The sequence below is a fragment of the Glaciimonas sp. Gout2 genome, from assembly GCF_035018905.1.
Classification (GTDB): Bacteria; Pseudomonadota; Gammaproteobacteria; order Burkholderiales; family Burkholderiaceae_D; genus Glaciimonas.
Genome location: NZ_JASJXA010000008.1, coordinates 33265 through 56447 on the forward strand (window position 1 = coordinate 33265; position 23183 = coordinate 56447).

At 49.7% G+C, this 23183-nt stretch carries 29 protein-coding genes; 5 read left to right on the forward strand and 24 right to left on the reverse strand.

Translation table 11 applies throughout. The features are described 5' to 3' along the window. The 4 genes from QN379_RS07800 to mnmH all read right to left on the reverse strand — a co-directional run bounded on the left by QN379_RS07800 (position 1) and on the right by mnmH (position 4221). The gene (locus QN379_RS07800) at positions 1-885 is read right to left on the reverse strand and encodes a phosphonate ABC transporter ATP-binding protein (RefSeq protein WP_323506411.1); all 885 of its coding nucleotides are present in this window, start codon (positions 883-885) and stop codon (positions 1-3) included. 60 nt (positions 886-945) lie between these two features. Then, positions 946-1824: a putative selenate ABC transporter substrate-binding protein gene (locus tag QN379_RS07805; protein ID WP_322239902.1), complete on the reverse strand. Its 879-nt coding sequence runs from the start codon at positions 1822-1824 to the stop codon at positions 946-948. A gap of 117 nt (positions 1825-1941) precedes the next feature. Next, entirely contained in the window at positions 1942-3048 is a 1107-nt protein-coding gene (gene selD, locus QN379_RS07810) for a selenide, water dikinase SelD (protein ID WP_322239904.1), read from the reverse strand. Between the two features lie 111 nt (positions 3049-3159). After that, positions 3160-4221: a tRNA 2-selenouridine(34) synthase MnmH gene (gene mnmH / locus QN379_RS07815; protein WP_323506412.1), complete on the reverse strand. Its 1062-nt coding sequence runs from the start codon at positions 4219-4221 to the stop codon at positions 3160-3162. Between mnmH and QN379_RS07820 the strand changes: the two genes are divergently transcribed. Then, positions 4220-4378, forward strand: coding sequence for a hypothetical protein (locus tag QN379_RS07820; protein WP_322239908.1), 159 nt, complete (start codon positions 4220-4222; stop codon positions 4376-4378). The genes mnmH and QN379_RS07820 overlap by 2 nt on opposite strands. A gap of 193 nt (positions 4379-4571) precedes the next feature. Here the strand turns inward: QN379_RS07820 and QN379_RS07825 are convergent, their stop codons facing one another. Beyond that, entirely contained in the window at positions 4572-4703 is a 132-nt protein-coding gene (locus tag QN379_RS07825; protein WP_322239910.1) for a hypothetical protein, read from the reverse strand. Here QN379_RS07825 and QN379_RS07830 point away from each other — a divergent pair. Then, entirely contained in the window at positions 4702-5220 is a 519-nt protein-coding gene (locus tag QN379_RS07830) for a DUF1439 domain-containing protein (RefSeq protein WP_322239911.1), read from the forward strand. The genes QN379_RS07825 and QN379_RS07830 overlap by 2 nt on opposite strands. Before the next feature lie 84 nt (positions 5221-5304). Here QN379_RS07830 and QN379_RS07835 read toward each other — a convergent pair whose 3' ends face one another. Beyond that, positions 5305-5457 (reverse strand): hypothetical protein, encoded by a 153-nt coding sequence (locus QN379_RS07835; protein ID WP_323506413.1) that lies wholly within the window; start codon positions 5455-5457, stop codon positions 5305-5307. A gap of 111 nt (positions 5458-5568) precedes the next feature. Between QN379_RS07835 and QN379_RS07840 the strand changes: the two genes are divergently transcribed. From QN379_RS07840 to QN379_RS07850, 3 genes are all read left to right on the forward strand, one after another. Then, the gene (locus QN379_RS07840; protein ID WP_322239915.1) at positions 5569-5766 is read left to right on the forward strand and encodes a hypothetical protein; all 198 of its coding nucleotides are present in this window, start codon (positions 5569-5571) and stop codon (positions 5764-5766) included. 6 nt (positions 5767-5772) lie between these two features. Continuing rightward, the gene (locus QN379_RS07845; RefSeq protein WP_323506414.1) at positions 5773-6102 is read left to right on the forward strand and encodes a type II toxin-antitoxin system RelE/ParE family toxin; all 330 of its coding nucleotides are present in this window, start codon (positions 5773-5775) and stop codon (positions 6100-6102) included. A 304-nt stretch (positions 6103-6406) separates the two neighbouring features. Continuing rightward, complete coding sequence (locus QN379_RS07850) at positions 6407-7054, forward strand: DsbA family oxidoreductase (RefSeq protein WP_322239919.1); 648 nt, start codon at positions 6407-6409, stop codon at positions 7052-7054. Between the two features lie 142 nt (positions 7055-7196). Here the strand turns inward: QN379_RS07850 and QN379_RS07855 are convergent, their stop codons facing one another. From QN379_RS07855 to QN379_RS07940, 18 genes are all read right to left on the reverse strand, one after another. After that, entirely contained in the window at positions 7197-7679 is a 483-nt protein-coding gene (locus tag QN379_RS07855; protein WP_322239921.1) for a ProQ/FinO family protein, read from the reverse strand. Between the two features lie 64 nt (positions 7680-7743). Continuing rightward, positions 7744-8391 (reverse strand): 3'-5' exonuclease, encoded by a 648-nt coding sequence (locus QN379_RS07860; protein WP_322239923.1) that lies wholly within the window; start codon positions 8389-8391, stop codon positions 7744-7746. A gap of 234 nt (positions 8392-8625) precedes the next feature. After that, positions 8626-9558 (reverse strand): CysB family HTH-type transcriptional regulator, encoded by a 933-nt coding sequence (locus QN379_RS07865; RefSeq protein WP_323506415.1) that lies wholly within the window; start codon positions 9556-9558, stop codon positions 8626-8628. After that, positions 9555-10643 carry a sulfate ABC transporter ATP-binding protein gene (locus tag QN379_RS07870; protein ID WP_322239927.1) on the reverse strand — a complete coding sequence of 363 codons (1089 nt, stop codon included), beginning with the start codon at positions 10641-10643 and terminating at the stop codon, positions 9555-9557. Before QN379_RS07870 ends, QN379_RS07865 begins: the two co-directional genes overlap by 4 nt. A 39-nt stretch (positions 10644-10682) precedes the next feature. Next, a complete protein-coding gene (gene cysW, locus QN379_RS07875) occupies positions 10683-11660 on the reverse strand; it encodes a sulfate ABC transporter permease subunit CysW (protein WP_323506416.1) in 978 nt (325 codons plus the stop codon). Positions 11661-11678: 18 nt separating this feature from the next. After that, on the reverse strand, positions 11679-12554 hold the full coding sequence (gene cysT, locus QN379_RS07880) for a sulfate ABC transporter permease subunit CysT (RefSeq protein WP_322239931.1): 876 nt from the start codon (positions 12552-12554) through the stop codon (positions 11679-11681). 298 nt (positions 12555-12852) lie between these two features. Next, on the reverse strand, positions 12853-13437 hold the full coding sequence (locus QN379_RS07885) for an alpha/beta hydrolase (protein WP_323506417.1): 585 nt from the start codon (positions 13435-13437) through the stop codon (positions 12853-12855). A 19-nt stretch (positions 13438-13456) separates the two neighbouring features. Then, positions 13457-14449, reverse strand: coding sequence for an EAL domain-containing protein (locus QN379_RS07890; protein ID WP_323506418.1), 993 nt, complete (start codon positions 14447-14449; stop codon positions 13457-13459). A gap of 28 nt (positions 14450-14477) precedes the next feature. Next, positions 14478-14693, reverse strand: a complete 216-nt coding sequence (locus tag QN379_RS07895; RefSeq protein ID WP_108442330.1) for a TOBE domain-containing protein — start codon at positions 14691-14693, stop codon at positions 14478-14480. A 460-nt stretch (positions 14694-15153) separates the two neighbouring features. Continuing rightward, a complete protein-coding gene (locus QN379_RS07900) occupies positions 15154-15372 on the reverse strand; it encodes a TOBE domain-containing protein (protein ID WP_322239940.1) in 219 nt (72 codons plus the stop codon). A gap of 57 nt (positions 15373-15429) precedes the next feature. Beyond that, positions 15430-16287, reverse strand: a complete 858-nt coding sequence (locus QN379_RS07905) for an ATP-binding cassette domain-containing protein (protein ID WP_323506419.1) — start codon at positions 16285-16287, stop codon at positions 15430-15432. A gap of 86 nt (positions 16288-16373) precedes the next feature. Continuing rightward, positions 16374-17225 carry an aliphatic sulfonate ABC transporter permease SsuC gene (ssuC, locus tag QN379_RS07910; protein WP_323506420.1) on the reverse strand — a complete coding sequence of 284 codons (852 nt, stop codon included), beginning with the start codon at positions 17223-17225 and terminating at the stop codon, positions 16374-16376. 119 nt (positions 17226-17344) lie between these two features. After that, positions 17345-18529, reverse strand: a complete 1185-nt coding sequence (gene ssuD, locus QN379_RS07915) for an FMNH2-dependent alkanesulfonate monooxygenase (protein ID WP_322239946.1) — start codon at positions 18527-18529, stop codon at positions 17345-17347. 57 nt (positions 18530-18586) lie between these two features. Further along, positions 18587-19597 (reverse strand): sulfonate ABC transporter substrate-binding protein, encoded by a 1011-nt coding sequence (locus QN379_RS07920; RefSeq protein ID WP_323506421.1) that lies wholly within the window; start codon positions 19595-19597, stop codon positions 18587-18589. Positions 19598-19609: 12 nt separating this feature from the next. Next, the gene (locus QN379_RS07925) at positions 19610-20614 is read right to left on the reverse strand and encodes a sulfonate ABC transporter substrate-binding protein (RefSeq protein ID WP_323506422.1); all 1005 of its coding nucleotides are present in this window, start codon (positions 20612-20614) and stop codon (positions 19610-19612) included. Positions 20615-20778: 164 nt separating this feature from the next. Then, positions 20779-21369 (reverse strand): NADPH-dependent FMN reductase, encoded by a 591-nt coding sequence (ssuE, locus tag QN379_RS07930; RefSeq protein ID WP_323506423.1) that lies wholly within the window; start codon positions 21367-21369, stop codon positions 20779-20781. A gap of 116 nt (positions 21370-21485) precedes the next feature. Then, positions 21486-22511, reverse strand: coding sequence for a sulfate ABC transporter substrate-binding protein (locus tag QN379_RS07935; RefSeq protein ID WP_323506424.1), 1026 nt, complete (start codon positions 22509-22511; stop codon positions 21486-21488). Between the two features lie 144 nt (positions 22512-22655). After that, positions 22656-23081 (reverse strand): diacylglycerol kinase, encoded by a 426-nt coding sequence (locus tag QN379_RS07940; RefSeq protein ID WP_322240737.1) that lies wholly within the window; start codon positions 23079-23081, stop codon positions 22656-22658. Between the last annotated feature and the right edge of the window lie 102 nt (positions 23082-23183).

The window sequence follows — 23183 nt, forward strand, 5'->3', positions numbered from 1 at the left end:
TCAACAACGTGGAGTGAGGGCGGCCGGTATCGGCGCTGGCACAGCCGGTGGCGACTGATGATCCCGCTGCGCCGAATCCATATCGGGATCGGCTCCCGTGGCGCTCTGGATATCATTGCCGACTCCACGGCTCTGTCCCCGGCTCTGATACAGCGCGTCAATCATCGCATCGGTCACCTCATCGCGTGCGGCGTCGAATACGATACGCCCATCTCGCAGACCGATAATCCGCGGAAAATGCGCACGCGCCAATGCCACCTGATGCAGACTACATAGCAGCGTTGCACCACGCGCAGTGGCTTCCTGCTGGAGTACCGCCAGTGTTTGCAACGACAGAGTAGGATCTAACGCGGATAGCGGCTCATCGACCAAAAAAAAATCAGCACGACTAATGAGCAGCCGCGCGACCCCACAACGTTGCCGCTCCCCGCCCGACAAGCGGTCAACGCGGGCATATAATTTATCCTGGAGATTGACGCGCGCCAGAGCGTTGAACGCAGCAACTGGGTCGACCGGCTTCACTAATGACCGGATCGCTTGCCACACACTCCATTGCGGCAACAATCCCGCTAATACCGCACTTACCACGCGTTGGCGCGGCGGCAATGGTGGTGTTTGGGGTGCCAAAAAAAGTCGGGTGCGCATGGCGTGACGGGCGGCGCTGCTTAAGCGCCATGGATCATGGCCAAACAATGTAAAACCACCCTCATCCGGTTGCAGTGCACATGCTAACGTATGCAGCAACGTCGTCTTACCCGCACCGGACGGTCCGATCAGCGCGATTTGTTCACCCTGATCAATGGACAAATTCAAGTCACGCAAAGCCAACGCAGCATCGGTGGCGCTTGGGTGACGGACGGACAGGTTGGTGAAGGACAGTATCATACTGAAAGAATTAAACCGGAAAAATTAAAATGCAGTCCTACGATGACAGCTTGGCTTTTTTTACTTCAGCAAACCTGCGTTGCGAGCAGCAGATTCGATAGAAGTGTAATTCTCCACTTTGGTTGGTATAAAACGTGTAGTGCGCTGCAAATCCAGAATTTCTTTATCTTGTGGATTATCTTTATTCAACGCCAAAAACGCATCGGTCAATTTTTGACGTACTACCGGATTCATGTCCGAACGCACACTCCAGTTATAGTCGTAATATCCCGGCGTGGTATAAAACACGCGGACCACTTTTGGGTCGACCTTACCTTCCGAAACCAGCTTTTCCCATACTGAAATATTTAACGCACCTGCATCGACTTTTCCACCAGCGACCGCAGCAACAGTGGCATCGTGAGCGCCAGAAAAGGCAATGCGCTTCATATCAACATCAGGATTGATATGTGCAGCAAGCAAATAGAAGCGCGGCATCAAATGACCAGACGTCGACGACTCTGAACCGAAGGTGAAATTCTTACCCTTCAAATCCTCCAGTTTGGTGATCGACTTATTCGTGGTCACAAATACGGACTGAAATTTTTGATCCTCTTCACGCTGTACGATAGGAATCACTTTGCCGGCACTGCGGGCATTTGCCTGCACAAAGGTGAAACCGCCAAACCAGACCATATCGAGTTTATTATTAATCAAACCTTCGACCGACGCCGCGTAGTCCGTTACCGGAGTGAACTCAACTTTCATGTTCAGTTTCTTCTCCAGATAAGCCCCGAGCGGTTTAAATTTGCGCTGCAATTCGGTCGGTGCTTCGTCAGGAATCGCCGACACACGTAAAACCTGCTGCGCAGAGACCAACCCTGTAGCGCTCAGAGAAATCACTGCTGCCACGGTTGCGAATAGCGTTTTCATATTCGGCAAAGAAGAAAGTCGAATCATGGTGCGGCCTTAATTTATTTGATTGATTAATCGATTAAATACGTTTTCAGGACAATTGCTGGGTGAACGTTGTAACTTTAGTGCACCTTACTTAGCCCGAACATTCAGGAAATGCTCTCAGGCCAATACATGAATGCCAGCAACTCCCGCTTGCATCTCGCCCACGACAGCGGCATCGCCAAACCCTTCACGCTGAAAGAGTTTCAACACCGCATCAACCGCATCCGGCGCACAAGAAACCAGCAATCCACCCGATGTTTGCGGATCTGATAATAGTGCTTTTTGCACGGCACTAATGCCATGCCCTAACATGACTTCGTGACCATAACCATCCCAGTTACGTCCCGATGCGCCCGTGATATAGCCCCGCTCTGCCAATTGCTGCACGTCCGGCAACAACGGAATCTGATGCATGTTCAGCGTCGCAGTCAGCTTGGCGGCACGTGCCAATTCCAGCAAGTGGCCCAACAAACCAAAACCGGTCACATCAGTCAGTGCGTGGACACCGTCTAGTTCGGACAGCAGTTTGCCCGGCTTATTAAGCTTGGTGGTGTTCTCTATCAACGCCGCGTAGCCCTGCGCATCCAATGCGTCTTTTTTCAGCGCTGCCGACAGAATGCCGACGCCAATCGGTTTGCCTAAAATAATCTTGTCGCCCGCTTTGGCACCCGCATTGCGCTTGACCTTCGAGGGATGCACCAGACCGAGCACCACCAGACCATATATCGGTTCGACCGAATCAATCGTATGTCCACCAGCAATCGGGATACCGGCTTCAGCACAAATTGATTCACCACCCTTGAGAATTCTGCCGATCACTTCAATCGGCAACTTATCGATCGGCATACCGACCAATGCCAACGCCATGATGGGTGTGCCACCCATCGCATATACATCAGAAATCGCGTTGGTAGCGGCGATACGTCCAAAATCGTAAGGATCGTCGACTATTGGCATAAAAAAATCGGTGGTGGCGATCAGCGCTTGTTCGTCATTCAATTTATAGACGGCGGCATCATCGGCGGTTTCGATCCCGACCATTAGCTCTTTCGGCACCGCAAAGCCAGTTGAGTTTTTCAGTATCGCGGCGAGGACGCCCGGCGCAATCTTACAACCACAACCGCCACCGTGAGAGAAAGAAGTGAGTTTGATGCTCGGCTTAATCGTCAGTAAAGCAGCGGACGGAAGGCCTGGAACAGCGCTATCTACGATATTCTCGTTCATAGTAATCCTGCAGTAAGTTGTCTATCTTTTTAAAAAAAACATTATTTGCACCAATTTTAGCTATTGATGCTTAATTTTTTTGCTCGCAAAGTATCGTAATGGCCCAAGCAATCAGGTGGCCCGGTGCAGCGTTTGCGCCGCGCTTAAAAATGCTTCATCGGAAATATCCGGCAACTCCAGCACATGCGCCTCCCCGAACTGATCGAAGTTACGTTTGATCGACTGCAAATAAGCCGGATCATAATGCCTCACCAATAATTCCTCGACCAGTTCTTGCATATCACCATCGACCGCCATTTTTTGCCAACGATCAATCGTCTCGCGGCCATGTAACGCAGTCAGGCAACTAAGCTGCGTGCTCAATAAAGCAGGATCGGCCACAAAATGCAAATAGTCATCCATCAGCAACTTAACCCGGTCTGCCTGCGCTAGCCCAAGTGCAATGCAACGCGATCCGCGTATTTTTTCCATTAAGGCATCCGGAACGCGCAAATTACCGACTTTTTTGCTTTCCGACTCAACGAACACCGGAAGCGCCGGATCAAAATGGCGCAGCAGATTCCATATGCTACTTTCAAACGCTTTTTGCGATGGTTGCGGTGTCGTCGGCAAATTTCCCAGAACGGAGCCACGATGCGCGGCAAGTTGTTCCAGATCAAGAACCTGTGCACCTTGCGCAGCCAAGACCTGCAATAAGCGGCTTTTACCGCTTCCTGTTGGTCCGCACACCACGGTATAAGACAAACGCGCAGCGTGTTCAGCCAAGGTCGCACTCACGTGCCGACGGTATTCTTTGTATCCACCGTCCAGTTGAATCACCGGCCAACCGATTTTTGCCAATATGTGAGACATTGCCCCACTTCTGTTACCGCCACGCCAGCAATAAATCAGCGGCTTCCAATCCTTCGGTTTATCAATGAACAAAGCCTCGATATGATCAGCAATATTTCTGGCAATCAGCATCGCGCCTAACTTTTTGGCTTCAAAGGTATTCACCTGTTTATACATGGTACCGACGCGCACCCTTTGCGCGTCATCCAGGACGGGGCAATTTATGGCTCCAGGAATATGGTCTTCGGCAAATTCGGACGGGCTTCGCGCGTCAATAATCGCATCAAAATCATTTAATTGCGGCAGGATATCTGCAAACGGGAGAAGGGCTGGATACTTCATGCTGCGAATTTTTTACGAAGTAACGTTCTTGGGCGGCGATTATCTGGCATGGTCTGGCTCTGGACAAAAATATCAAAAAAATAAGCTATTACATCAACTCTTACATCAGCCATCAAGGCAGCTCGTACATCAGCGTCATAGCAAAGGGGCATTCTAAAGGGCCCAATCCTGCAGACTCCCAGTATAGAGACGTTATCCGTTTCCTTTGCACCACTTGCTTGGTGCACGCAGTATACAGTTTCCCAGCGCACGTGCTCGGGAGAAATCACCTGATAGTGGTCAATCAAATAAGGAAATGACGCGCCCCCGGAACAACGCGACCACTCAGCATGTCTATTACACTAGTCACATTAAACCGAGACGCCCGCGCCCCATTTTGTGCCACCACCAGAAAGCGACAACCACATGCAAGTAAAGCGACGTAACTTGATAAAAATAATGGTGACAACCGCTATCGCCGGAACCGGAACAGTGATCGGCATGACCGTCTCGCAAAAAGCAAACGCCGCCTATAACGTATGGACGAATGAATACACCTTGCCTTTACCTATTTTGCAAAGGGCTATCGAGCAACAATTCCCGAAAACGTTACAATACGCACAAGTATTTGAAGTCTATCTAAGCAAGCCACACTTGACGATGAACGTGGCAGAGAATCGCATTATTACGTTACTGAATTTGAAAGTCACAAGCAATTTTTTGCTGGTTGCCCCCGTAACCGGCACCATCACACTCAGTAGTCGCCTTAAATATGATGCGCCAACCAAAGCCATACGGCTAGATGCACCACGCGTTGATAACGTGAACGTAGGTGGTATCGGTGCGCAATATGAGCAACAACTCAACGCCATCGGCGCAGTCGTGGCAGAACAGATTCTGAACAATTATCCCATTTACACGTTCAAACCGGACGAATTGCGGATCGGGCAAAAAACATTTGAACCTGGCGCTATCACCATGCAATCCGACAGCCTCGTTGTACAGGTTAGAGAAACCTAACGCAGCCTGCAAAGTGACGCCTATAGGAAATAATTTGATGTCTTGCGGAGTCCGGTATTCTGCCGAACTCCTGTGTCTACACCATTATTCCATCAGCTTGCTAGCGCCGTCACCTAGCTTGTCGATGCGCAGCTCCGCAATGCGCGCCAGCATCTGAGCTGACGTCAATGCAAACCGCAGCAACATTTCGGTATCAGCAATATTTAGCGCTGACGTCGTATCGCTGTCTCTATCCATATTGCTGAAATGGGCTAAATTGGGATTGGGGTCGCGTTACCGCTCAGTAACCACATACACGCATTCCGACTGCGGTTTGATTTTCTGCCGGCTGGCCGTATAAACAAATGCATGCAGGCATTCAATCTTACGACCATTAATCCGGTCGAACTCGATCCCATTCCTGACGTACCGGAAAGCTACGGTCCGCGAAACGAGGAAGACCGGCGCGTGCTTACCTTGATGCTGGAAGGAATGTCGAGCGGTCCAGCGCTTCCTATAGACGACGCATTTTTTGCCGAACTCGACGCTATCGTCTCTCAACACTAACCGCCCTTGATTCGCCTCGAAATCACCCCATTTGCCCAATTGGAAGTCAAGGACGTGGTGCGTTACTACGTCAAGGAAGCATCGCCTGCCATCCCTGGCCGCTTTCGCGACGAGTTCCGGGATGCATGCCGGTTTCTCGCCGAGAATCCCGACGTAGGCTCTCTGCGCTTTGCCTATCTGCTTTCCGTAGCCGAAATCCGCACTTGGTCGCCGCATCGATTCCCATTTCGCCTGTTTTATATTGAGGACGGCGATGTTTTGCGTGTCCTCGCCGTAGATCACGAACGTCGGAATGTTACGCCGTCGCTGTTCGAACAAGTCAAACGCGGCAGCTAATCCAAACAAGGACGCTCATAGGCGCGTTTTGGCGATCGCAAAATTCTCCACTACATCACTTGCAGAACGTTAATACGCCCTTTAGCGCAAACAATGGACTCTGTCGCATCGTTGATGAATTCTGATTAATCGCGTGCCAGCCCGCAAGACCGCGTACCAACGCCATTTTGCTACCTCGGCAAAGCAATGAAAAGGGAGCACAAAACCCACCGGAAAAAGCGGGCGCGGCCGAATTAATTCATAATTAACGCACCCGCAAAGAAAACGGGTACAGCACGTTACTTACCAAATGAAGAGATATCAAATGACAACACCAATAAAGATAGATTTTGTTTCCGACGTTTCATGCCCGTGGTGCGTGATCGGGTTGAATTCTTTGCAAGAAGCGATCACCAGGATAGGGGATGAAATCGCTGTCGACATCCATTTTCAACCTTTTGAACTGAATCCGAAAATGCCAGCGGAAGGTCAGGATATCAATGAACACCTTGCCGAAAAGTACGGCTCGACGCCAGAACAGCGCGAGCAAATCGGTAACATGATCCGCGAGCGCGGCGCACAAGGTGGTTTTGTTTTTAACACGGATAAACGGAGCCGTATCTATAACACTTTCGACGCGCATCGCTTACTACACTGGGCCGAGTTGGAAAATAAGCAAATGGCGCTTAAGCGTGCCTTATTCACCGCGTATTTTACCGATGGCAAAAATCCAGGCGACCATCAGGTTTTGATAGCGCTGGCGGAAACAGTGGGATTGGATGGCGATAAAGCCAGAGAGATTCTATCGTCCGATACGTTTGCGACAGAGGTCCAAGCGCAAGAACGACTCTATCTTGATAATGGCATCCACTCCGTACCGGCCGTCATTATCAATGAGCGCTTCTTGATTCAAGGAGGCCAACCGACGGACGAATTCGAGCGCGTATTGCGAGAGATCGCTGTTGCCGGGTGACGTCACGTTTTTACATACCGTCACGTTAATGGCCTGGGATGGTTGTCCGAATCGGTGCCACATCTGACATCGTGATGAGCACCGTTAAGGCATGGGAACGTTCCATCTGACTGGCATTCGTTCAACCAAACAACAGAAGCAATCAGCCCTTGCGTGAAAACTTCGCGGTCAACTGGTTTAGCTTTTCGGCGCGTGCAAGCGCTTCGGCCTCAGCTACACGAGCCGCTTCTTCTGCGACGCGCTGGGCTTTGCGGTGATCAGCATTTTTCTTGAAACGCTCCCGCAAAATCTCGGAAGCATGCGTCCGATGGACGTCCGTTACGTCGTCTGAAGGTTTGCCGTCCAGATCAAATCTAACCGTCGCTTTTTCCATCCCTTTGAGATAACGCAATGAATTCACGTGCATCCCCAATGCCATCCGCATTACCTTGCGATTGAGTTCAGGACAACGTGCGATCAGTTGCTTGTCGATACCAATCGCCAACGGCATATATTCGCGAAAAGCAGCGAATTTTTCTTGCAATTCCTTGAGCAAAATACGGGCATTTTGGGCCGGAGCAAGCGTGGCAGGAACAACTGGATCAGGGGAAACACTAGGAACTGGACTTGAAGTAGGACTTGGCATATTTTCTGAAAGCAAAAAGACATTTATAATTTCAAGCGGAGAAGCATATCACGGAGAAGCACTTTCAATCGATTTCAGCTGCTTTTTGCCACAGTCGATATATCCGTAGGGCAACCTGGGCGTCATCAGCAGCATACAAAATCTGGCGCTCGGTAAGAGGTGAATTGGCCCAATTACTGGTAGACGTCTTCTTGGATTTTCTTAAACGCTGACCAAAAAATCGCGCCACCGCACTTTTAGCACCAACATCATTGCGGCCATCTTGCCGCAATGCACGGGATAAATCCAGCGTATGAGCCGACTCTATTCCCAACTTTTGCTGCAAACGCTTAACATCATCTCTCAGCCCAAATCCTACCTTCATTATTTCAGGCGATTCAAGTATGGCTTTCAACGCTGCCCGAAAAGAGGGAGGCACACCGCCGCGGCCTATCGGAAATAAGAAAACAACGTCGTTTGCGGCCAACTGAATCAAATGTGGTCCATCTGACAACTCGCCCTTATTAAAGGTCGGTTTGGACTCAGTATCAAATCCGATCACATCAGTCGCCATCATCACGGCAAGTGCTTGCACCGCGTCTGCTGAAGACTGAATAACCCGCACGTCCGAAAGAACAATTCCTTCGTAGACAGGCAGAACAGGAAGTACAGCAAGCAACGCTGCACCGTCTTCTGTCATCGGGTTAATCGTTAATGCATCATCATTTGACATGCGTAAAATTTCTAGTTTTAGTTTACTTGGTTCAATTATACGTCCGACGTTATCGAACACCGCCGAAGCGCCCTTGCAATAGTGACCGCACAAGCAGACGCATGAATAAAATTAAATTATCAAAATAGAAATATACAGCAAAAAATTACTTTTTAACTAACGAATACCCACATCTTGGTGTGGCCGATTAACCCCAACCACACCTTACCACTCAGCATTTATATATTCGCCTAATCAATGCGTCTCAGCTTGTAGCGCCTCGATAATATCCGCCCGCTTTAATTGTGGCGCGAACTGCAAAATAAAATCCATCGTGTATGACCGCAAATAAGCGCCGCGTCGGACCGCTAGCCGCGTCACATTAGATGCAAATAAATGTGACACTTCCAAAGTTTGCAACCCGTTTTGACGGGTATGTTCGGACGCCATGGCAGCCACAATCCCAACGCCCAACTCCAACGACACATATTGCTGGATCACATCGGAATCCATCGCCGTCAACACAATGTCGGGATTAATTCCAGCGGCACGGAACGCCGCGTCAATATGTCCCCTTCCGGTAAAACCCACATCGTAAGTAATCAATGGATATGCCGCCAGATCGCTAAGACTGATTGGGCGCTCAACCAATAATAAGGGATGATGTTGTGGCACCACGACCACGTGACTCCACTCGTAACATGGGAAAGAAATCAGTTCCTTAAATTGTGACAAACCTTCCGTCGCAATGCCCACGTCAGCTTTGCCTGAAATGACCCAATCCGCAATGTGCTCCGGTGAACTTTGTTGCAACGCAATGCGTACGTCAGGAAAACGCGCACGAAAGCCTTGCACCACGCGTGGTAATGCGTAGCGCGCCTGCGTATGAGTTGCGGCAATGGTCAGAGTGCCGGTCGTTTCACCCGAGTATTCCTTGCTGGCCTGACGAAGATTCTCAGCTTCTTGCAAGAGCTTTTCGACGATCTGCAAAATACCTTTACCGGGATCGGTCAACCCGATCAATCGCTTGCCATTGCGTACAAAAATATCGACGCCCAGCTCTTCTTCCAGTTCACGAATCTGGCGACTGACGCCAGGTTGTGAGGTGAACAGAACGTTAGCGACTTCCGTCAAGTTGAAGCCGCAACGTGCCGCCTCCCGGATCGATCTTAATTGTTGAAAATTCATCTTGCATCCTGGTTGTTGTGAGATGGTTGGTCCGCAAAGACGTGCAAACGACGCGGACGTACCACTAATATTTCACCCTCTTTTAAATCAAGCCGCTTGAAGCGATCTGAGGAAATAACTGCTTCGATCAGCCCTGCGTTGTCATCGCGTTCCAACTCTAATTGCGCCAATGGCCCAATCGCGTGCGCCCGTTTCAGCTGTACCACAATGCCTTCTGCCCCCGTCGTGTAGCGGTCAATATCAAGATCATGAGGCCGAACATAGCCGATTCCGGCGACATCTTCTGCCTCCGCATGATTCGGTGCATCGAAACGCACTCCACCGGTATCCAGCACACCTTGGTTGATGCGGCCATGGAACAGGTTGACGTTACCCAAAAAGCCATACACAAACGGCGAGGCAGGATGTTCGTAGACCTCTTGCGGTGAACCGATTTGTTCCACCTGCCCTTTGTTCATCAGCACGATCTGATCGGCCACTTCCAGCGCCTCTTCCTGATCGTGGGTCACAAAAATACTGGTCACATGCAATTCATCATGTAGACGCCGCAACCAACGGCGCAACTCTTTACGCACCTTGGCATCCAGCGCACCAAAAGGCTCGTCCAGCAACAACACCCGCGGCTCAACCGCCAGAGCGCGTGCCAAGGCAATCCGTTGACGCTGACCGCCTGACAATTGCGGGGGAAAACGATCCGCCAACCAATCCAGTTGCACTAATTCGAGTAGTTTTGTGACTTTTTCGCGGATCACACTTTCGGAAGGCCGCTGCGCCCGTGGTTTGACACGAAGGCCAAAGGCGATATTTTCGAACACCGTCATATGCTTGAATAACGCGTAATGCTGAAACACGAAACCAACCTGACGTTCGCGCACATGGCGCGACGAAGCATCCTCGCCATCCAATAAAACGCGTCCGGAATCCTGTCCTTCAAGCCCGGCAATAATCCGCAGAAGCGTGGTCTTTCCGCAGCCGGATGGTCCCAACAAGGCAGTCAACTCTCCCGTAGGAAAATGGAGAGAGACGTCATTCAGTGCGGTGAATTGACCAAACTTTTTATTGATATTCGTTACTTCAATGCCCATGACATTCTCCTGATGGTCGCGTCTGCGTTTGCGTTTTATTTACAGCGATGCAACTGCGGGTTGGACCGATACGCTGGTAGACTTTTCACCGCCAATTTCATCACGCAAACGCCATTCAATAAACGACTTGAGCGCCAGCGTTACCAATGCCAGAAATGCTAGCAATGAAGCCACGGCGAACGCTGCCTGAAAGTTATATTCGTTATACAAAATTTCGACTTGCAAAGGAATGGTGTTGGTTTCGCCACGGATATGACCGGACACCACAGACACTGCGCCAAACTCTCCCATCGCCCGGGCGTTACAGAGAATCACGCCGTACAACAGACCCCATTTGATGTTCGGTAAAGTGATGTACCAAAAAGTCTTCCAGCCCGATGCGCCCAATACCAGCGCGGCCTCTTCTTCCTCACTGCCCTGCGCCTGCATCAGCGGAATCAACTCTCGTGCAACGAAGGGGAAAGTCACGAATACGGTCGCCAGCACGATGCCAGGCACCGCGAACAAAATTTTGATGTCATGCTCGCGCAACCATGGTCCAAACCAACCTTGCGCGCCAAACAACAATACATAAATCAAACCAGATATCACTGGCGATACTGAAAATGGCAAATCGATCAGCGTCAGCAGGATATTCTTGCCGCGAAAATCAAACTTGGCGATGACCCACGATGCGGAGACGCCAAATACCAGATTTAGCGGCACAGCAATCACCGCCGTCAATAAAGTCAGCTTAATGGCGCTGACTGCATCCGGTTCTATGATGGCGGCAATATAAGCCTCCCATCCTTTTTTAAAGGCCTCAACAAACACCGACACCAGCGGAACGACTAAGAAAAACGTCAAAAATAATAGCGCCACTGTGATCAGCAACGTCCGCACCCAGAACGGCTCTTGCGTTGCGTGCGGCACATGAATTGGCTCACCTTTGGCGTGCAATCTAACCGCACCTTTGCTCAAGGACGCAGTTGGCGATGCGGTCAAACTGAGATTGTCATTTGATGGAACGGCACTCATAGCGGCTAAAACTTTCTGTTAAACTTTTTCCGACTGACCCCGCTTGCGGGTCCAGGCTTGCAAAATATTAATCGTCAACAGCATCAAAAATGACGCAGTAAGCATCACTACGGCAATTGCGGTAGCCCCCGTATAGTCGTACTGTTCCAACTTTGTGATGATAAACAAGGGCGTGATTTCGGAGACCATCGGCATGTTGCCAGCGATAAAAATGACAGATCCGTATTCGCCCGTAGCACGCGCGAAAGCCAACGCAAAGCCAGTCATCAACGCAGGTAGAACGGTAGGAAAAATAACGCGGGAAAAAGTTTGCCAGTTACTGGCACCAAGGCTGGCGGCGGCCTCCTCCAACTCCCGCTCCGCATCTTCCAGTACTGGCTGCACCGTGCGCACCACAAACGGCAAACCAATAAAGGTCAACGCTACCAATATCCCTAATGGCGTGAAAGCGACCTTAATCCCTAACGGTTCCAGATAGCGCCCAAACCAGCCGTTAGCCGAATACAACGCCGTCAGCGCAATACCGGCAACCGCAGTTGGCAATGCAAACGGCAAATCGACCAACGCATCAATCAGCTTCTTGCCCGGAAATGTATACCGTACCAAGACCCAGGCAACGATGCCACCGAACACAACGTTCAGCAACGCGGCCAGCAACGACACCCCAAACGTCAACCGATACGACGCCATCACGCGAGGGGACGTCACCGCAATGACAAAATCGGCCCACGTCATGGTGAAGGTCTTGAGAAACACCGCCGATAGCGGAATCAACACAATCAACGCTAAGTAAAATAGTGTGAAGCCGAGCGACAAACGAAATCCCGGCATAACCCTAAATGGGGTTGCAGACTTCACCGAATGCGGTGTCGATAAAGCGGCCTGACCAAGCATAAAAAATTCCCTTATTACAAATACAGCTAACGAAGGTCGATAATCGCATCTGATTGTTATAAAGAGAACGAACTTTTTTGCATGTAGATAGATTGATTCCGCATAAGCAGGCCGAGGACGTCATGACGCCATTAAAGAAAGAACAACGAAGGGGACGTATTTAACGTCTTGGAAGCGTTAAGGTCGATACTGTGGCACTTATAACAACCTATATTTAATGGCTGTGGATTAGCCAAGCAAAACTACAAGATGCATTATGATGCCCTGACGCGCTGTCCGTGATCGGTCGGAAATGGTATTAATTCGCTCTCACCGTCTGCACCAACCGCGCCAGCACGGCTTGTCCAACCTGCCAGTCGCCTAGCTGAGAATCGGCATTAATATGACCCAGCGCACCAACATCGACATACTCTGCGCCCCACAGTTTCGCCCACTTAACCGTTTCGCTGGCCTCCATCCAGGGATCATTCAGACTCCCGACTACGGTCGCCGGAAAGGGCAAACTTGCTCCCAATCCCGCACTCACCCCAAATTTTTCTGGATCAGCGGGCGCAACAAGCAAAGCCCCTGCAATCAGCTCTTTCACCAGCGGACCTTCAGCCAGCGCGCTATGAACCGTCGTCAGACAACCAAAACTATGCGCAATTAATAATATTGGCTTAAGCGGTTTGTTCAGCACCGCTTTTTTCGCCAATACATCCCGCAGACGTTGCGACCAAATCGCCAAATCAGGTTGATCCCAATACTTCTGTTCGATCCGTTCAAATGCAGGGTATAGGCGTTCCCAGCGGGATTGCCAATGCTGGGGCCCGCTGTTATTTAATCCAGGCACGATCAATACCCAAAAATCAGACAGTGAGCGCTTCAACGATAAGTTAGGCATAGTTAAGGAGGGAGCCCTTTTAATGGGGGACACCATTCAACGTTGATGCTGTGGCGAATTTGTCCGCGCGCTGAGTCGTTGAAAATGCATCCAATGAAGCCTGCGGCAGATCCCAGAAGAACCCTTGTGCCGAAATGCGCGCGCCATTTGCAACAAATGCCTGTTGCGCCAGTTTTTGTAAACTTTCAAAATCACGTAATTTTTCGAGACGCTTAAAAATAATATGAATCCCGTGTTGATGAGTAAGATCCAGCAAACGTCGGGTCGCATCGTCGTTCGTTACTCCGCGCCCATCAATCTTAAGGACGTCCGGTCGCACGCGCTCAAGCAGACTATGCGCCTCTGCTACGGTATCGGCATTGATTGCCAGACGAAATTGATTGCGGCGATAATTATCCATCACATAGTTTAATAACCAGCTTTGCGTGGGTGTAATCTTTGGCAATTGCAGAACAATATTTTCATACGGTAATCCCAACAATTTCAAAATTCGACGGAACGCAGTTCCATGATTACTATCGACTGCCGCTAACAGGCGTGCGTGCACACTGAGATAGAGAGCGGTATTTTGGGTCAGGTGAACACGCGGGTCGCCTTCCGGAGATTGACGGTAAAAGTTGATCGAATGCAGCATGCGACATAGGCGATCAAGTTCAATCGACTCGTCGTCGCTGGCAGCATGATCGAGTAGTTTCCATAGGTACAATCCGTTGTCATTGGGAGAGTAACTATGCGCGAAACCTTCGTAGCCGATAATCTCATTGACGTGCTTGTTTGAATTAGTGACTTCTAGTTCCGGGCCAACTGCTATCTGACGTATCGGCTGAAAGACACTGGTGAGAGCGGTGTTGAAATAACTTCCCTGCACGCGACCATCAGCATCAAGCCAGACGCGATGTGTCCGGTTTACGCTTATTGATGGAGACTGGCCTGACTGCACTGAAGCTCGCCCGTTGTGGGCCGAATTGTCATGCAGGCGAGCCAGGTATTTGTCCAAAGTAGGAAATAACATGGATTACCCAGGTTGAAATCTTAAAATATTAGATCTTGGCGATGGATACTTCGGTGGCCTTCACCAGTGCGACTACTTCGGTTCCAATGACTAGTCCGAGATCTTTTACCGAGCGCGTGGTGATCACTGAGGTGACAATGCCGGCAGGTGTTTCGACATCGATTTCGGAGACTACTGTGCCTTCAATGATGGCTTTGATGCGGCCTTTGAATTGATTGCGTACGTTGATGGCTTGGATGGACATGATGTTTCCTTAGATTAATTTCGTTTGATTAAGTGGTGCAATTGGTTTCTTCGTTCTTCGTTCTTCGTTCTTTGCTAACCAGTACGGCTACTGCTCCGTGGACGCTAGTCGGGGGTGGCCCGACAGCTAGTTACTTTCTTTTGCTTGGCTAGGCGCCCCTCCCCACCAAACGAAAGTAACCAAAGAAAAGGCGACCGCAGAGCCGCTGCCCTTCGGGTTCCCAAGTATTTCAGCCGCCAGTCGGATTGAAAGACCAACTCGCTAGGCTCAAACATGTCTTCCAATAATTCCCGACTGACAGCTGAAATACTTGGCAGCGCCAATGACGGGGTAGGTCAAGGACAAAGGCAACTGCAACTGCAACTGCAACTACAAACTACAAACTACAAACTACCGTTTGATTCTGGCTGGAAATTCTTGGCATTGACTATAGGTCTGTGTTTCTACAGATTAGTAACAACTAGGACAATTTTCCAATGGATACTTCGGTGGCTTTAATTAGTGCCACGACTTCTGACCCGATTACTAGTCCGAGGTCTTTTACTGAGCGGGTTGTGATGACGGACGATACGATGCCTATCGGGGTTTCGATATCTAGGCCCGAGAGGACCTCGTCTTCAACAATGCTGATAATTTTTCCTCTGAATTGATTGCGGACATTGATTGCTTGAATACTCATGACTTCTCCTGAATTTTAAAAATACGGATGGAATGCTGCGTGAGAATAGGCATTAATCTAAATTGCCCAGCTCACCTGACTTACCGTGCGATGGAAGGAAATATCGCCCAGTGTCTTGTCGATTTCTGGTGCGGGATGTTTTAATACGCGCGCTAGAATTTTTTCTTCCAGTTGGGCAAATATCAGATTCCCGCGTGTCCTTGGACGGGGTAAATCGATGCGTTCGTCTAGTGTTATTTCGCCCTCTTCAATTAGTAGCACGCGGTCGGCAAGCGCAATGGCCTCTTGCACGTCATGGGTGACTAATACCGCAGTAAAGCCACTGGTTTGCCATAGTGATTCGATAAGTTGCTGCATTTCAATTCTGGTTAAGGCATCGAGCGCGCCTAACGGTTCATCCAGCAATAACAGCGCCGGGTTATGCACCAACGCTCTTGCGAGGGCTACGCGCTGACGCTGACCACCGGATAACACTGCCGGCCATTCGTTGGCGCGATCTTCCAATCCGACCTGACGTAATGCTTTACCCGCTATCACGGTAGATGATCTGGATGGCAAACCTAATGCGACGTTGTTTAGTACTTTTTTCCAGGGAAGCAGGCGCGAGTCCTGGAACATAATCCGAATTTCGGGCGCTTGTTTAAGATTGGCTTCCACTCCAAACTGAATCTCGCCAGCACTCTCGGTTTCAAGTCCCGCTATCAATCGTAATAACGTACTTTTTCCGCAACCGCTACGACCTACAATTGCCACGAATTCGCCAGCACCGATCTCAACATCCAGTGATTTCAACACGTCGCGACCAGCGTATGATTTAGATACCGACTGAATGGTGATGCTAATGCCACCGCGTGGCGTGGCGGAATGGTCCACCACGGCTTTGACGTGAGCGTTTTCAACAGAGTCAATTTGCATATTCATATCCGTTTTTTTGGTGAATGTTTCTGCCAGTATTATTTCAACGCAGCGGTTAAGTGGCATCAGAAATCAGGTTTGACTTTTCACTGATAGCCCGGATGCCACCGCAACCAATAGCGCTCTAAGCCACGCGCCAGCATGTCAGCCAATTTGCCTAGTAACGCGTACAAAAGAATCCCTACCAATACGACATCGGTCTGTAAAAATTCACGTGCATTCATCGTCATGTAACCGATTCCCGCCTGTGCAGAAATCGTTTCTGCGACAATCAACAGCACCCACACCAAGCCTAGAGAAAATCGTACGCCCACCAAAATCGATGGCAATGCTCCCGGTAAGATCACGTCCCGATATAACGGCCAGCCGGATAGGCCATAACTTTTAGCCATCTCAATCAGTCCCCTATCGACCGAGCGAATGCCATGAAAAGTATTCAAATAGATTGGAAAAAATACGCCAATTGACACCAGAAACAATTTTGACGATTCATCAATCCCGAACCACAGAATGACCAATGGAATCAGCGCCAGAGCAGGAATATTACGAATCATCTGAATCGTCGTATCCAACAATGTTTCAGCAGTCTTGAACGTTCCGGTCAGCAAACCCAGCAACAACCCACAACCGCCACCGACGACAAAGCCTGAAATTGCTCGCCATGCACTCACCGATACGTGCTTCCACAACTCACCTGATAACGTCAACGACCATGCCGCACGACCTACTGCAAAAGGCTCGGGCAGAATACGGCTCGAAAGCCAGCCAACTCGGGCAGCTAATTCCCAGCCCGCGATGAGCAGCAACGGTACTAACCAAGGCAACAGTCCCGCACGCCATGCCGTAGCGCGAGCGCTGATGACAGTCCTCTTCTGCTTTGGATTTATGGTAGAAGCGGTGAATCTTGGTGCGGCTGATGGGCCAACAACGGTACTCATAGTGATATCCTTCCATCCAACGGATGTGGGGTGCTGCTTAGTGCTCATAAAATAGTGCTGATTACCTGTCGTGGGAGACCTGATAATCCTTTTTTGTTCGATCACATTGCCCGCAGTAGTTAATCAACACTAGTTGCTGTAAGGGTGGCCGTTTCTTGGTCAGCTACCGCCTGGGGCAATATATTGTTTGCCATCACTTCACCAAACGGACCACTTAAGGAATGCGCACCATCAGCGGCATGACCCTTGCCCAACAATGGAAAAACGAGTTCAGCAAAGCGATATGATTCTTCGAGATGCGGGTAACCGGACAAGATAAACGTATCGATCCCAAGTGCTTCATACTCTTTCATCCGCTCTACCACTATGGCAGCGTCACCCACCAGCGCTGTTCCTGCACCGCCGCGAACCAGCCCGACACCAGCCCATAAATTGGGGGACACTTCCAGCTTGTCGCGCTTGCCACCATGCAAGGCCGCCATACGGCGCTGACCTTCTGAGTCCATCTTCGAAAACGCGGCCTGCGCCCGCGCAATAATATCGTCGTCGACATAGCTAATTAACTCTTCAGCGGCTTTCCAGGCGGCTTCATTGGTCTCACGCACAATCACATGCAAGCGAATACCAAACCGAACGGTGCGCCCATATTTAGCTGCCCGGGCGCGCATATCGGCGATTTTTTCGGCAACCGCTGCTGGTGGTTCACCCCACGTCAGATAAACGTCAACTTGTTCGGCCGCCAGTTCATGCGCGGGTCCCGACGATCCGCCAAAATACAGTGGAGGATAAGGTTTCTGGATTGGTGGATAAAGCGTTTTTGCGCCTTTTACGGTGATATGTTTTCCGCTAAAACTGTAACCGGCAGCGCCGCCCTCGCCCGCCATCGTGGCACGCCAGACACGCAGAAATTCGTCTGAAATTTCGTACCGTTCGCTATGTTCGGCAAATACCCCATCAGCTTCCAATTCACCTTGATCGCCACCCGTAACGACATTAATCAGAAGCCGCCCATTGGACAGCCGGTCAAATGTAGAAGCCATCCGAACCGCCAAACCTGGACTGCTGAGACCGGGGCGAATAGCAACTAAAAATTTGAGCTTTTGGGTTGCACCGATAAGACTGGATGCAACCACCCATGCGTCTTCGCACGAACGTCCAGTCGGCAACAACACGCCGTCATAGCCAAGCGTATCGGCAGCCACAGCGACCTGTTTCATATAGTCGTAATTAACCGGGCGAGCACCTTGCGAGGTGCCTAAATAGCGACTGTCGCCATGCGTTGGGATAAACCAGAAAACATTCATTGCAGATTCCGTATTAAAAATGTGAATCAAATTGATGAGATTTGTTACTTTATTTAGCTATCGCGGGCGCAGCACAGGCGGCTGCCAAACGATATCGGCAACTTTGATCGCCTTAGGTATGAGGCCAATTTCTTTAAAACTGTCTGCGACACGCTGTTGATCTGTCACCATGGCTGCATGCAACACCGTGGTCGGCGATGGTCCGGGCCGCCGTGCCAAAAACAGATGAACCGTCGCCAGATTCAAACCACTTAGATCAGAAATAAGTTGCGCTACTTCTTTTCGATTTGCTTGCACGTACTGATCTACTTTCGTCAGCTCATCCAATAAGCGCAATACAGTATTCGGATAACTTTGGGTAAAGGAACGCGATGCCAGATAGAAAGAATTATTATTCGTTAGGCCTTTGCCGGTAGTCAATACGCGTGGCTTCAGCGCCAATTCGGCAGCACCATAATAAGGGTCCCAAATAGACCACGCGTCCACAGCGCCGCGTTCAAATGCTGCACGTGCATCCGCTGGCGCGAGATAAATCGGCTGGATATCCGTCCACGCCAATCCTGCTTTTTTTACGGCTTGCACCAAAAGAAAATGCGCACTGGAACCCTTTTGCAGTGCGATTTTTTTGCCTTTCAAATCCGCCAACGTCTTAATGGTGGAGTTGGACGGCACAATAATGGCCGAGCTTTCTGGTTTTGGCGGCTCTGCGCCGACATAGAGCAAGTCTTTATTGGCAGCTTGTGCAAAGACAGGCGGACTGTCACCAGTCAAACCGAAGTCCAGGCTACCAACTGATAACGCTTCCAGCAATTGCGGGCCGGCTGGAAATTCGAGCCAGACAATTTTGCTGTTCTTAAAGCGCTGCTCCAGAATATTACGCTGCTTCAAAATCACCAGGTTGACAGCACTTTTTTGAAATCCGATACGAATTTGCTCTGGGTCTTTTTTATCCACCGCCGCCATTGCCGACGTACCAAAGAACGACAAAATCGCGAACAAAGCAAAAGCGCGCAACACGTTAAAAGATGCGGAATAGTCGAAGCGCCGATGAATAACGGATTTTTTCATGGTCGTTTTCATCTAACCCTTCGGCGACGGAGTAGCCAGCATCGCATCACGCGTCGAGATTTTTTTAGGAATCAGCTTCAGTTCGAAAAAAGTATCGGCAATCTTCTGTTGTTCATCGAGTACTTTGCTATCGATAGGCTTGTAAATATGCGCGTAATTTTTCAAACCGATTTCAATAACATCCTTATCCAATCCTTGAATCGGCGCTAGTTGTACCGCCGCATCTTTCAAATTAGCGCGTATCCATTGTCCTTCTTTGCCCGCTTCTTCAAGGATGGCACTAATGATCGCTGGATTTTTTTCTGCGTATTTTCGTGCGCTCAAAAAGAACTGATGATGACTAACCACGCCTGCACCGCTGGCTAAAACACGGGCGTTTAGCTGTTTGATGGCAGCAGTCTGAAACGGGTCCCATATAGCCCACGCGTCAACCGCACCACGCTCAAATGCTGCACGTGCATCCGCAGGTGCAAGGTAGATGGGCTGAAATTCTGAATAAGTAATACCGGCTTTTTTCAATAAACTAATGACTAGCCAGTGCACGTCCGATCCTTTATTAAAGGCAATTTTCTTACCTTTTAATTCAGCGACGGTTTTGATCGGCGAATGTTGCTGGACCAATATACTTTCTGCTAATGGTGTTGGAATTTCATAGCCGCTATACACAAAATCGGCACCTGCCGCCTGCGCGATAATCGGCGGGGCTTCGCCGACATAACCAAAATCGACCGAGCCGACGTTCAAAGCCTCCAACAATTGCGGACCGGCTGAAAACTCCGCCCATTTAACCTCGATACCCAGCGGCGCCAGACGTTTTTCCAACGTCCCGTGCGCTTTCAATAATACGAGTGTGCTGGCTGCTTTCTGATACCCGATCCGCAGTAGACCTTGATTGGCTTTCTTGTCCAGTGCAAGTGCAAATTGCGGAACAAAGCTGGTGAGAACTCCGGCTCCGGCGGCAGATAACATTGCCAGCGCATGACGACGCGTAAGTGTTTTTTGCTTGAATTCGTTCATAACGCATCCTGAAATATCAATTTTTAAAAAAAACGCTCCCCACCACGATCACGCGTGCTTATAAGCATCGCCGTACGATACGGTCAGGAAAATAATGTCCATGTTAATTAAGTTGGGCGAAGGCATCTTCTGGGAAACTTCTGCCCTCATAACCGTCACGTCGTTTAAACGCTACATCGAATTTGAGAAAATGGAATGGAGGTGAAGCGGTTCCCGTTTAATGCATGCAGCGCCAGCAGGCTGTTAGACAACTGATCAACACCCTCGTTAATTCGACTGACGATTTCTTCTGCCAGCACCAGACCTCCCTCTTCCGACCAACCGACCTGTACTTCTGTCGCATAAATACTTTGCAATACGTGCCGTGGACCCAGCGATGACAAGACCGGACGTAACGCATAATCCAAAGCCAGCATATGTGACTGACCGCCGCCCGTGGCCAAAGGCAACACCAACTTGTCTTGCAACCCGAATTGCGGCAACAAATCCAAAAATGCCTTTAATGCACCGCTGTAAGCCGCCTTGTACACTGGCGTTGAAACCACCACCGCAGTAGCGGCCGCAACTTGTGCCAGTGCGGTTTGAATTGCCACATTTCCAAAATCGGCGCGCATTACCGCATCGCCCGGCAAATCCCGCACATCGAGCTTCGTATACCGATGTCCCAACAATGCCAGTTTCTGTCCAATGTGATGCAAAACCCGGGTCGAGCGAGAAGGTGCCGAGGGGCTACCGGCCAATAACAAGATAGTCATTTTTAATCGTACTTTTTAAACGATGTTCTAAAACAGGGAAGACGTGACTGACAGCAGCTAAAAAAATCGTATGCCGCTGCGGTCCGTAACGCTATCAGCGATAAGAAAAATAGACTTTACTTAGCACTTGGCTGATAAATTTGATCGAATACGCCACCATCGCTAAAGTGTGTTTTCTGCGCTTTTTGCCATCCACCAAAAACCGTATCGATAGTGAATAAATTCAACTTCGGAAATCTTGATGCGTACTTGGCCGCGACCTTTGGATCAGTAGGACGATAAAAATTGTGCGCGGCGATTTCCTGACCTTCAGGCGAATATAAATATTGCAAATAAGCCTCCGCAATCTTGCGAGTGCGGCGCTTGTCTACCACTTTATCCACGACGGCAACCGGAGGTTCTGCCAAAATACTGCTGGACGGAAACACCACGTCAAACTTGTCTTTGCCAAACTCCGCTTGCACAAGATAAGCCTCGTTTTCCCACGATAACAAGACATCGCCTACGCCACGTTCAGCGAAGGTGACGGTTGATCCGCGTGCGCCAGAATCCAGCACCGGAACGTTTTTATACACGCGGCTAATGAAATCACGTGCTTTGGCATCGTCATTATTGTTCTTTTTGAGTGCGTAGCCGTAAGCTGCCAGATAAGCCCAACGTGCACCCCCGGATGTCTTTGGATTGGCGACGATTACTGATACGCCGGGCTTGGCGATATCATCCCAATCCTTGATGCCTTTCGGATTTCCCTTGCGTACAAGCAGGACGATAGTCGAGGTATAAGGTGTGCTGTTGTGTGCGAGACGCTTTTGCCAGTCGGGCGGAAGCAGTTTGGCTTTAGCTGAAATTTCGTCAATATCATAGGCCAGCGCCAGCGTCACGACGTCTGCATCCAGACCGTCAATGACGGAACGTCCTTGCTTGCCAGAGCCACCGTGGGACGCTTTGATCGTGACGTTATCGCCGGTTTTTTCTTTCCAGTATTTGGCAAACGCTTTGTTATATTCCTGATAAAGCTCGCGGGTCGGATCGTAGGAGACATTCAAGATCGAAAAATCTGCTGCATGGGCGATGGGGGCGACGATGCCCACTTGCGCGACCAATGCGATAGTAATGACTGACCGGACGATTTGTTTCAACATGATCTGCTTCCCTGAGCTTTTTTTGTTTTGGAGAAGACAGATTAATCAGAGTGGAAAGAAAAAAGAACGAATTCTTTCTTCTCTCGTTATGCGAAAAACAGATATGCATGAACAACCCTAATGAATAAGGGAGGGCCGTTACTACTACAATAAAGGATAAAGGATCACGACCCACGTCGCGACGGCGACAATGCAAGTCAGCAAAACCGCCGCACTACCAAAATCTTTTGCATTTTTTGATAAGGGATTTCGCTCTAATGAGACCCGATCTACAACCGCTTCGATAGCTGAGTTGATCAGCTCAATGATAATGATCCAGACCAGAACGGCAATCAGCAGCAATTTTTGAATGGCTGAGACCGGCAAAAAAAAGGCGATGATAATGCCTGGAATGACCACCATCAGTTCTTGCCGGAATGCGTTCTCGTTTTTCCAGGCGGATTTCAATCCATCAAAAGAATAAAAGAGCGCGGAAAATATTCGCTTGAGACCCTTGGTGCTCTTAAATTCGCTGATAGGTTGTTCTGCAGTCGCTGATGTTCTTTGACCGAGCGGTTTGGATTTAGGCATTTCTCGCGAAGTGGGTGGTCGGATCTGGGATTTTTTACGCATGCTGAACTTCGCTTCAAATCTGATTTTTCGGAAAAGGTTGCCGATGACATTAATAGGCGT